Source organism: Sporosarcina sp. P32b (genome assembly GCF_002743335.1).
In the GTDB taxonomy this organism is placed as follows: Bacteria; Bacillota; Bacilli; order Bacillales_A; family Planococcaceae; genus Sporosarcina.
This window is the reverse complement of sequence record NZ_PDZB01000017.1, coordinates 63,649-75,267: the sequence shown is the minus strand read 5'-3', so window position 1 is coordinate 75,267 and position 11,619 is coordinate 63,649. Positions and strand designations below refer to the sequence as shown.

Genomic DNA, 11,619 nt, shown 5'->3' with positions numbered 1-11,619 from the left:
AAAGAACCGAATTCACCGTCGTTTCAATACGTCGATTCCCTATCAAAAATTGATAATGGATATTACAGAATTCAAGTGTTCCGATGGTCGAAAACTCTATCTTAGCCCCATTATGGATATGTATAATGGAGAAATTCTATCCATTACTATAATAACAAACGGATTAAACAGAAATTGGCTGGCATGAGTCCGGTACAATACCGTCTTCACACCAACCAACAAGCTGCGGAATATTAAACTCTAACTTTTAGGGGTCATATCAAGTTCACTTACGAATTAAGGATCTTTTTATATAGTTTTCGATCGATTACTTGTTCATGTAAGATTTAATTTCTTCTTCAGACATAGAAGAATCACATTTAACGTTTACTGTGTCTCCATTTGTGTAGATAAAACCAGGTACTGTTGGAATGTCGTACTCATTACGGAAGGCAGAAACACCTTTCATATCAGCGTTTTCAATACTGTTAACGTAATAGATGTGGGTATCCGTTTCTTTGGCTACTTTGTTGAGTTTCTCAACGAAGATTTGGCAGTAAGGACATACGGATTTACCGACGTAGATTACAGCCTCGCCGTTCCCTTTTACTAGTTCGTCTGCTCTTGCTGAATCAATTTTATCAAAACTAGCTATATTTTCTTCATAACTCATTTATGATCAATCTCCTTTCTTTGTTAGTAGTAGTATACCGCATTGTATAGCGACTCAAACAAATCTGCTTATGGGTTCTACGTTCACATACTTTTTACACTATCTAATTAAACGGATAGGCGTGGACGATATTCCCCATCCATCCTGTCGTCATTATAGCCTGTGTTAACGAAGACTCAATCAAGCCTAATTCATTTACTTGAACAGTCCTGTTGTTTTCCAAAAACGTTTAAGATATAGCTTGTGCCTACTACTATATTCATAAACAGATTGTCGTCATGCGCTGGAATGGCCATCACACTTGTAGCTACGTAATCATCTCCTTGTCATGGATGATCCCATGTCACATGCCCAACTCTTAATCTGTTATGTACGCGATACAATGTTTGATACCCGTTGGAATACGATCAATGATAATCCCTCTATCTCTAACTTTCTAAGATTCATGGAAGTTCATATTATTCACACCAAGTGAAAATTTTATTTAAGTAAAGGTTTAGGTCTAGGTTTAAATTATTTTTCTCTATTTTAACAAAATAAAAAAAGGTAGCAAAGTTCCACTACCTTTTCAATCTTGATTAATGACCTAAATAAGCTTTCTTAATCGTATCATCTTGCAGTAATTCTTTAGCAGTACCAGAAGCAACTACTTTCCCATTTTCAAGTACATACCCACGATCTGCTACTTTTAAGGCTTGTCGCGCATTTTGTTCAACAAGTAATACAGTCGTACCTGCTTCATTAATCTCTTTAATAATTTTAAATATATCAGCAACGATTATCGGTGCTAGACCCATTGAAGGTTCATCTAGTAAAAGAAGCTTTGGTCTAGACATAATCACTCTGGCAATCGCTAACATTTGTTGTTGTCCACCTGAAAGTGTACCACCGTATTGCTCTTTTCGTTCTCTCAGAATTGGAAAACGATCCATCACTTTTTCAATATCCGCGCCAACTTCGGAATCACTTCGGTGATATGCACCCATTTCCAAGTTTTCTAAAACAGTCATTGTTGCCAAAATACCTCGGCCTTCTGGAACAAGTGCTAAACCGTTTCTTAAAAGCTGGTCTGGTCGACGGCCTGTAACATCTTTCCCTAAATAATGGATTGTACCTTCTTTAGGTTTTAAAAGCCCTGCGATGGTATTCATCATCGTCGTCTTGCCCGCACCATTGGCACCTAAAATCGTTACGATCGTCCCTTCTTCTACAGCTATATCTATGCCTTTTAACGCTTGAATTTTACCATAAAAGGTACTGATGTTATCTAGTTTAAGCAAGCTCATCTTCCTCCTCAACCCCGAGGTAGGCTTCAATTACTTCTTTATTGTTTTGAATACTGCTCGGTGTACCTTCTGCAATTTTTTTACCAAAGTTCAAAACGATAATTCTATTACATACACGCATCACTAGTGGCATATCATGTTCGATCAGTAGCACTGTAATATCTAATGTTTGGATTTTTTTAATTAAATTAAATAAATCATTCGTTTCTTTTTCATTCATACCAGCTGCTGGTTCGTCAAGAAGAATTAACTTTGGTCTACTCGCTAAAGCTCTTGCGATTTCTAATCTTCGCTGTGCACCGTATGAAAGGTTTTTTGCAATCGTTTCCTTGTCATTCGCTAAGCCGACAACTTCTAGTATCTCATCTGAAGTCGCCAAGACTCTAGCTTCTTCTGCTTTTTGAGCTTTCGTACGAAAAACACTTTGCATCACATTAGTTTTTAGTCGGCAATGATTACCTACCATAACGTTTTCACGTACTGTTAAGTCAGAAAACAAACGGATATTTTGAAATGTACGACAGATACCTTTTTCAGTGATTTGATGTGGCTTCAGATTTGAAAGTGGATTACCAACAAACGATATTTCACCAGAACTAGGAGGATACATAGCTGTAATCATATTAAACATCGTCGTTTTCCCAGCACCATTAGGCCCAATTAAACCAAGAATTTCGCCTTCTTCCACTGAAAATGAGACATCGGTTAAAGCTTGGATACCACCAAAGTTTTTACTGATCTTCTTTATTTCCAGTACCATGCTTTTCCTCCCCTTTCTTCTTAGGTTTCAATCGTTTAAATCGGTTCACCATATTCACATCGATAATTCCTTGTGGACGGAACGCCATCATAAGAACCAGAAGCGCGCCATAAATCATAAATCGATATTCGTTGATAAAACGTAGGAATTCCGGCATTGCAGATAAGAACACAGCTCCGAATATGGATCCCCATATAACCTCACTTCCGCCAAAGATAGAAAATATTAATATTTCTACTGCTCTGTGATAATCAAAGTCTGATGGGCTAATGTACGCCATTAAATGGGCATATAATGCGCCTGCAAATCCTGCCAACATTGCGCCCTGACCGAAAGCTAACACTTTGTAATACGTAATATTAATACCCATTGCTTCTGATGCTTCTTCATCCATTTTAATAGCGGAGAAAGCACGTCCAATTCTAGAATTATTTTGTCTTACAAAGAACCAAATGACTGAAATCGTTATAATAAGTAAGACAAAAAAGACAGCTAAACTTATGAATTGGTTATTTTTCAACCCAAACATATCAGGTTCTATTCCCATACTTTTACTTAAACTAAATATTTCTCTTCCAAGATGCGGAATGCCTGATAAGCCAATTGCACCGTTTGTTAAACCATCCCAGTTAATGAAAAGGACTCGAACGACTTCACCAAACCCAAGTGTTGCAATAGCGAGATAAACACCTTGCAATCTTAAAGCTGGTATACCAATTAATGTCCCAACAATCCCTGTAAAGATCGCAGCTATAATGACACCGAGTACAAGTGGCATATTATAATGTAGCGTTAGAATAGCTGTTGTGTACGCGCCTATACTCATAAAACCTGCGTGACCCAGTGATAATTGTCCCGTTCCAAGCGTTATGTATATACTAACAGCCAGAATAATATTGATTAAAATAAAAGAACTAACTTGTAGATAATACGGGTTTATTAATTCGCCTAACATCTAATCAACCCTTTCTTCCAGTTGTAGCTGTTCCAAAGATTCCTTGTGGTCGTACGATTAAAATAACAATGATTGCGATAAACGCAACAGCATCACGATAACCTGAATCTCCATAGGCTACGATAAATGTTTCAGCCATCCCTAAAATCAAGCCACCTACCATGGCCCCCCTTACATTACCTAAGCCACCTAAAATAATAATAGCTAATCCTTTAAGTCCGAAAGATAAACCCATTTGAGGGTTAACAGAGTTGAAAGCTATTCCAACTAAAATCCCAGCGATTCCGCCCATTGCCGATGCAATAATAACGGTTTGCGTTATCGTTCTCTTCGTATTTACACCGAGAAGACTGGCTACTGCTAAGTTTTCCGCACTTGCACGTAATGCTTTTCCTGCCTTTGTTTTAGATAACCAAAAAGTAAGTCCGAACATAAGTAAAATAGCAATAACGAAAATAATAATTTGAACGTAGTAAACAGTTGTTGATCCTAAAACGAATTTTAATTCCGAAAGTGATGTACGGAATGGTTGGTTACCTGAACCAAAAAAGTGATGTGCGACGTTCTCAAGAAAGATAGAAACTCCGATTGTACTTATTAAAGGCGCAAGATGTGAGACACCTTCTTTTCCTCGTAATGGTCTTAGCGCAAATGTTTCCAGAAAATAGCCTAAAATTCCTGTCACTACAATGGCAACAACAAATGCAATATATAATGGCCAACCTAATATATTCGTGACGACGACGCCCATAAATGCTCCGAACATAAAGATTTCACCGTGCCCCATATTCACTACGTTTAATACACCAAATACGAGGGTGTAACCTAGCGCAACAATGACATAGATACTCCCTAATGTTAACCCATTTATTAATTGTTCAATTAGCAATAGTCCTCCTCCTTCTTCATTTTCGACTTATTTAATCAATCTCATTTTTCGTAAGTTATTTAGGAAAACAATAAGGCTGGGAAACCCCCAGCCCCTATCCTTAAAAATTATTCAAATACTACGTATTCGTCACCTTCAATAATTAAAACAGTTGGCTCCATAATAATGTCGCCTTCTTCATCAAATGACATATTTCCTAGAACACCTTCAAAATCTTTAATTTCAGCAAGTGCATCACGAATCGCATCACGATCTGTTTCACCAGCATTTTTAATTGCTTCAGCCATTACATAAAAACCATCATATGCTTGTGCTGCGAACTGGTCTGGCTCCATACCGTAAGCCGCTTCATAATCTTCAACAAACTTTTTCACTTTCTCGTCGTCTTTCTTAGAGAACCAAGGAGTTGCAACGATTAAACCATTTGCAGCATCACCAGCAATTTTAATGACTTCCGGTGAGTTAAAACCATTACCGCCAACAAATGGTACGTCAATTCCCATTTTGCGGGCTTGATCAAGAATTACTGCACCTTCATTATAAAGAGCAGAAGCTAAAACTAAATCTGGGTTAAGGCTCTTAATTTTTGTTAATTGGGCTTTATAATCAGATTGTCCTAACTGGAAAGTTTCTGTTGTTAAAACTTCTAAATCTAAATCTTCAGCAACTTGCTTCATCGTGTCATATCCTGCTTTTGTGAATACATCATCATTTCCGTATAAAATAGCAACTTTTTTCGCGCCATATTTATCAATAGCTTTCTGTACAGATGCAGGAATTGCTAACGTCTCAGGAATCGAGTTTCTGAATACATATTCTCCAAGTTGCGGAATACCTTCAGCAGTGTTTGATGTACCTAGAATCGGAACACCGTTTAAATCTGCTTCTGGTCCAACAATTTGCATTTCAGTACTTAAAGTAGGTCCAATGATTGCATCTACATTTTCTGAGTTCATTAATTTTTGTGCAACAGACAATGCTTCTTCTTGTTTACCAGCAGAGTCTTCAATCTTCAACTCGATGTCGACTTCTCCAAGATCAGTAATTTCTTTGTGCGCAAGATTGATTCCGTTTGTAATCGCTTCACCATAACTAGCACCTGGACCAGTTAAGTATGAAATAACGCCTACTTTTGCTTTTACAACATCATCAGAATCTGCACTTTTTGTATCATCTGTTGATGAGTCTCCACATGCGGCTAACATTACTAATGTGAAAGCCATTAAAACTGTAAACAAGAGTTTACTTCTTTTACTCATTCTACCCAGCCCCCTATTTGATTGAAATTTCAATCATTGAGAATTACACAACTCTCAATAATTTGTTAGTTATACCATTTTGGCATGTTCATTTGTCACAACTCTAGTTATCCTATGACTTATCGAATATGAGCTTCTGATTTTACGTGACAAAATAGTGATATAACTAATATTTTGATTATACCTTATTATTATTAGTATAGGTATAATATTTCAAATATTTAAAACCATCATTTGCATTATAAATATTCATTTCTTAATTGCAGATAATGTAAAACATTTCAATAAACTGGATAGATCCACTTATGGCTATCTTCGCAGTGAGTTGTTACGGCACACTCTCTACCATTAGTAATCTTGTTATATTAAATGGTTTCACTTTTGCAGAGCAGTGACTAGTCAGTAATTTACTAGTTTATATGGTTACTCTTTTCATTTTTATTATTGTCCTATCTATTACTTTACGTCGGTAAGCAGACAAAAAGACCTAATTAAATTAGGTCTCTTCAAATTTCTTATGCCATAATCACACAATATAAAGAGGTATAAAAACTAGTCGTTTACGCTTCCAATCCGTTGTTAGCCACTGAGCAAATTCCCGCTGTCACTACCCGTGGTAAACTGCTTATCGGTGTATCAACAAGTAGCTCAGGTCCCTCATTGGCCAAAATGATCCGTGATAAAATTGTGAAAATCTATGATGAACGATATGGGATTTATCTGTATTAATTTCCTGAAGGCGGATAGTATGAAGCGATACATAGCGGATCGTACAAAGCGCAGAGCATATCTAAAAGAAGCTATCGAGCTTATTTATCTCCATAATACAGAAGAGATAAAATGTTTCTAAACGAACTACAGCAAACCTTTCCTTGAAAACAGCTCATTAGTTAAAAGATCCCTAATTCATTATCGAATTAAGGATTCATTTATATAGTTTCGATCAATTACTTGTTCATGAAAGATTTAATTTCTTCTCCAAACATAGAAGATTCATATGTAACGTTTACTACGTCTCCATTTGTGTAGATGGAGCCAGGTACTGTTGGAATATCATTGTTATTAGTAGTATTCCGCAATGCTTTAGCGCATAAACAAGTAAATGCTTACAAGCTGAATTCGCACACTATTTTTAAAGTTTGATTCATTGATCAATCAAGAACATAGAAAAACCCTGCCTATTTAGACAGAGTTTTTCAACGACATTTATTTATTGAATTCCTTTTTTAACCCACTCTGCCACAGTGACTGTACGCTTAGCTTGATATTTAACAGCAGCTTCTACATCTTCAATCATTTCACCGGACGGGCCGACTGTAACACTAGTTCCATAAGGGTTTCCACCCGCACCAAAGATTACTGGATCCGAATATCCTGGTGGAACGATAATCGCACCCCAATGCATCATCGAAGTATATAGCGATAGGATGGTTGCTTCTTGACCGCCATGTGGATTTTGAGCAGAAGACATAGCACTTACAACCTTATTTATAGTCTTTCCTTTTGCCCATATCCCACCCTGTGTATCAAGAAATTGTTTCATTTGAGAAGCCATATTACCAAAGCGTGTTGGCGTACTGAAAATAATAGCGTCTGCCCATTCAATATCATCTGATGTAGCTACTGGAATATCTTTTGTTGCATCAGCTGTTGCTTTCCATACATCATTGTTTTCAACTACTGATTGTGGAGCCAGTTCTTGTACTTTTAAAATTTTCACATCAGCACCTGCTTCTTTCGCACTTGCCTCTGCCCACTTTGCTAATTGATAATTCGTTCCACCCATACTGTAAAAAATTACTGCTAACTTAACTTTTGACATCCTAACATCTCCTTCAGTTTGATAAATATTGTTTCATTAAGGGCTCATACTATGAGAACCCATTCCTTCTTCCTTTCCCCGTTATTTCTATTACTAATCATCTCCATACATATAATTTTTATACCAAATCAACTTACTTTTCAATTGAGGTTGAGGTGCAACAGTAAAAAAATTATCTTAATGAATTCGTTAACAATCCAATACTACAATTCAAAAAGGACAGCTAGATTTTACTTTAGCTGCCCTACTTATCGACTTATACCTTATGAAAATTCGTTCCATCCGTAGTTTCTGCAACAATTCCAGCACGGATTACAAAGTCCCCGAAGTGTTCACCGTCATCGCGTTCTTTCGCATAACGTTTCAATATAGGTCCTAACTCACTTAATATCTCTTCTTCTCCAATATTTTCACGGTAAATCTTGCTTAAGCGTTGCCCCGTAAAGCCGCCACCTAAGTACATATTATACTTGCCTGGTCCCTTACCGATAAAGCCTAGTTCCGCTATCGCTGGACGTGCACATCCATTCGGGCATCCTGTCATACGCGTCACGATCTCTTCATCGCCAAGTCCAGCTTCATCTAGCAAGCCCTCGATTTTTGTGATCAATGAAGGTAAATAACGTTCTGCCTCTGCCATTGCCAAACCACATGTCGGCAGCGATACACATGCCATGGAGTTTCTACGTAATGCCGACTGCTCAGCTGGAGACTCCAAACCATACTTCGCAATAATCTCTTCTATATTCTTCTTATTTGAATCAGCTACATCGCCTAGAACTAAGTTTTGATTCGGACTCAGACGGAAATCACCTGTATGGATCTCTGCAATTTCACGAAGAGCAGTCATCAGTTTATAGTTTTCGGTATCACGCACACGACCGTTTTCAATGAAGAACGTATAATTCCAGCTTGTATTTTCTGCTGGCACCCATCCATAGCGGTCACCATTATGATCAAAGTGATAAGGGCGCGTCTCTTCCAATTCCCAACCTAGACGATTATGAAGCTCTCCAATTAACCAATCAAGTCCGCGAGAATCAATCGTGTACTTGAATCGTGCATACTTTCGTACAGAACGATTTCCGTTATCACGTTGGATCATCATTAAATGCTTCGCTACTTCTACTACTTGATCTGCAGGTACGAATCCAATCAAACGACCTAACTGAGGGTACGTCTGCTCATCTCCATGCGCCATCCCCATACCGCCACCTACAGCAACGTTGAAGCCGACTAGTTTTTCGTCTTCGACTATCGCAATCAACCCAATGTCTTGAGAAAATACATCAATATCATTCATTGGAGGTACCGCAATTCCAATCTTGAACTTTCTAGGCAAATACGTCGCGCCGTAGATTGGCTCTACTTCTTCCCCTGCAGTATCCACAACCTTTTCCTCATCCAACCAAATTTCATGATAAGCCGTTGTTTGTGGCAATAAGTCCAAGCTTAATCGCTTCGACCACTCATATATTTCTGCGTGAACTGACGATTGATTTGGGTTCGGGCTGCACATGACGTTTCGGTTGACGTCACCACAAGCCGCAATAGAATCCAGTAACGCGTCATTCATTTCCTGAATATTCTTTTTCATATTCCATTTCAAAATTCCGTGCATCTGGAATGCTTGGCGTGTCGTTAACTTCAATGTACCGTTACCATATTTATGTGCCAGTTCATCCATAACCAGCCATTGCTTTGGCGTAGCGAAGCCAGCTGGTGTACGCACGCGGATCATGAATTGATAGGCCGGCTCTAACTTTTGACGCTGACGCTCTACCCGTAGATCTCGGTCATCCTGCAAATAACTTCCGTGGAATTTCATTAGACGGTTATCATCATCTGGAATTCCTGAACTGATGGAATCATTCATCGTTTCGATGAGGTTTCCACGCAAGTAATCACTTTCAATTTTAATTTCTTCTACATCACTCGGTGCTCCATCTTGTATATGGATCGGTTTTGTTGTTGAAGACATGCTCCCACTCCCCTTCAAATTACTTAATAGACATCTCTCTGATAGCGCTTTTCTTGAACTAACTGTGTAATGAATGCTTCAGCTTCTTCAAGTGATTTGCCGCCTTCTTGTTGAAGGATTTCTAATAACGTCGCATGGACGTCTTTTGCCATGTTCTGTTCATCACCACACACATAAATCACTGCACCTTCTTCAATCCATTGGTACAGTTCTTGACTTGCTTGCTTCATACGATGCTGTACATATACTTTTTCATCCGTGTCACGTGAAAATGCTACATCCAGGCGTGTTAATGCACCATCCTTCACGTAATTTTGCCATTCTGTCTGATAATAGAAATCTGTCACATAATGCTGATCCCCAAAGAACAACCAAGACTTTCCTTCTGCTCCTGTTTCACTACGTTCTTCAATAAATGAACGGAATGGCGCGATACCCGTTCCTGGCCCTATCATGATGATCGGTGTTTCGGAATTAGCAGGTAAACGGAAATTATCATTTTTATGGATATAGATTGGTAATGTCTCTCCAGGCTCAAGGTTTTCTGCACATTGAATAGAGCAAACGCCTTGTCTGTCGCGACCATGCGCTTCGTAACGAACAACACCAATTGTCAGATGCACTTCTTCAGGATTCGCTTCTAGACTACTTGCAATTGAATATAATCTCGCTGGCAATTTACGAAGTATCCCCACCAGCTGTTGTTCTGAAGCTTCTACTGGTCCGAAGTCCTTTAATGCATCTAGTAAATCGCGTCCATCGACATACGCACGAAGTTCTTCTGCATGTTCTTTTTTTATAATTCGCTTCAACTCTTCTGACTCAGAGTAATTAGATAGTTTTTCAAGTAACGGTTTAGTTACTACAGTAATCTCTAAGTGATTCAGTAAAGCAATGCGTAAAGCACGGCGTTCACCTTGTGAGTTAATTTCGACGGTTTCTTCTGCATTCCAATTCCCTAGTTGAATAATCTCATCGATTAAGTCGGGATTATTCGTTGGAAAAATCCCTACACTATCGCCCGGTTCATATGTCAGTCCAGAGCCTTCTAATGAAATCTCCACATGACGCGTCTCTTTATTAGAACCTCGGCCGTTTAGGTTAATATTTTCAAGTACTTCCGCTTTAAACGGATTCGTGCGTGAATACTGAGTAGAAGATGTAGTTTCAATTTCCACACTAGCTGCAGCCGATTGACCACCCGTTTGGATTTCTAATGAAACTTCCACCGCCGCTAGCCACTGTGCTGCCGGCTCATCATAATCCAAATCACAATCTACACGTGGTGCTAACGAAACAGCGCCAAGGTCGGATAGTTTCTGATCGAAATCAGCGCCCGTCTTACAGAAGAATTCGTATGAGCTATCGCCAAGTGCCAATACTGAATAATGAAGATGATCTAGTTTCGGGGCACGTTTTCCATGCAAGAATTCAAAAAATGGTAAGGCTGTATCAGGTGGATCTCCTTCTCCATGTGTACTGATGACAAGCAATAGATTTTCAATTTTCTTCAGGTTATTGGGTTTGAAATCATTCATAGACTGTATTGTCACATCAAAAGATTTCTCTTTTAACTTAGCTGCCGCTTGTTCTGCGATTCCCTGCCCGTTGCCTGTTTGGGAGCCATAAAGTATAGTTATTTCTTTTACTGCCGTCGGAACTTCGATAGCGGGACGCTCTAATACAGCGACGCCACCCGATGGTACTGAAGCTGAGCAGATAGCTGTTAAATAACCACTTAGCCAACTTTGCTGTGTTTCTGTAATGTTCGGCAATAAACGATTGAGCAATTCTACTTGTTCTTCACTAAAAGGACTGTTCGATACTTGTAACGCCATATTCATCACCCTCGCAACCTCTTATTGTATTTTTTATAATCGCTTAATGTTGCAGAAAATCTGACTAGACTGACAACTATTTTTAAGATGATTTCATTGTATTATGATTAATCCTATTAGTCAAGTAGGCATTTAATATAGTAAAGTAAACTTTGTAGAAATAGGGTAGTTGGAATT

At 38.5% G+C, this 11,619-nt stretch carries 10 protein-coding genes and 1 pseudogene; 2 read left to right on the top strand and 9 right to left on the bottom strand.

The features are described from left to right. Together CSV64_RS16880 and CSV64_RS17095 are read left to right on the top strand one after the other, a co-directional pair. Positions 1–142: pseudogene (locus CSV64_RS16880) on the top strand (IS3 family transposase); the annotation flags it as partial. Next, a complete protein-coding gene (locus CSV64_RS17095) occupies positions 139–237 on the top strand; it encodes an IS3 family transposase (RefSeq protein WP_369824190.1) in 99 nt (32 codons plus the stop codon). The pseudogene CSV64_RS16880 and the gene CSV64_RS17095, both read left to right, overlap by 4 nt. A gap of 70 nt (positions 238–307) precedes the next feature. Here the strand turns inward: CSV64_RS17095 and CSV64_RS12100 are convergent, their stop codons facing one another. The 9 genes from CSV64_RS12100 to CSV64_RS12055 form a co-directional block, all read right to left on the bottom strand. After that, entirely contained in the window at positions 308–652 is a 345-nt protein-coding gene (locus tag CSV64_RS12100) for a DUF6568 family protein (protein ID WP_099634730.1), read from the bottom strand. A 578-nt stretch (positions 653–1,230) separates the two neighbouring features. Beyond that, positions 1,231–1,932, bottom strand: a complete 702-nt coding sequence (locus CSV64_RS12095) for an ABC transporter ATP-binding protein (RefSeq protein WP_099634731.1) — start codon at positions 1,930–1,932, stop codon at positions 1,231–1,233. Continuing rightward, the gene (locus tag CSV64_RS12090) at positions 1,925–2,698 is read right to left on the bottom strand and encodes an ABC transporter ATP-binding protein (protein WP_099634732.1); all 774 of its coding nucleotides are present in this window, start codon (positions 2,696–2,698) and stop codon (positions 1,925–1,927) included. The genes CSV64_RS12095 and CSV64_RS12090 overlap by 8 nt, the downstream gene beginning before the upstream one ends. Then, positions 2,670–3,653 carry a branched-chain amino acid ABC transporter permease gene (locus tag CSV64_RS12085; protein ID WP_099634733.1) on the bottom strand — a complete coding sequence of 328 codons (984 nt, stop codon included), beginning with the start codon at positions 3,651–3,653 and terminating at the stop codon, positions 2,670–2,672. The genes CSV64_RS12090 and CSV64_RS12085 overlap by 29 nt, the downstream gene beginning before the upstream one ends. Positions 3,654–3,657: 4 nt before the next feature. Then, complete coding sequence (locus CSV64_RS12080; RefSeq protein ID WP_029055115.1) at positions 3,658–4,542, bottom strand: branched-chain amino acid ABC transporter permease; 885 nt, start codon at positions 4,540–4,542, stop codon at positions 3,658–3,660. Between the two features lie 107 nt (positions 4,543–4,649). Further along, on the bottom strand, positions 4,650–5,801 hold the full coding sequence (locus CSV64_RS12075; RefSeq protein ID WP_099634734.1) for an ABC transporter substrate-binding protein: 1,152 nt from the start codon (positions 5,799–5,801) through the stop codon (positions 4,650–4,652). A 1,210-nt stretch (positions 5,802–7,011) separates the two neighbouring features. Next, a complete protein-coding gene (gene wrbA / locus CSV64_RS12065; protein ID WP_099626281.1) occupies positions 7,012–7,623 on the bottom strand; it encodes an NAD(P)H:quinone oxidoreductase in 612 nt (203 codons plus the stop codon). A gap of 256 nt (positions 7,624–7,879) precedes the next feature. Continuing rightward, positions 7,880–9,604, bottom strand: a complete 1,725-nt coding sequence (cysI, locus tag CSV64_RS12060) for an assimilatory sulfite reductase (NADPH) hemoprotein subunit (RefSeq protein ID WP_099634735.1) — start codon at positions 9,602–9,604, stop codon at positions 7,880–7,882. A 23-nt stretch (positions 9,605–9,627) separates the two neighbouring features. Further along, entirely contained in the window at positions 9,628–11,442 is a 1,815-nt protein-coding gene (locus tag CSV64_RS12055; protein WP_199168538.1) for an assimilatory sulfite reductase (NADPH) flavoprotein subunit, read from the bottom strand. Positions 11,443–11,619: the final 177 nt, after the last annotated feature.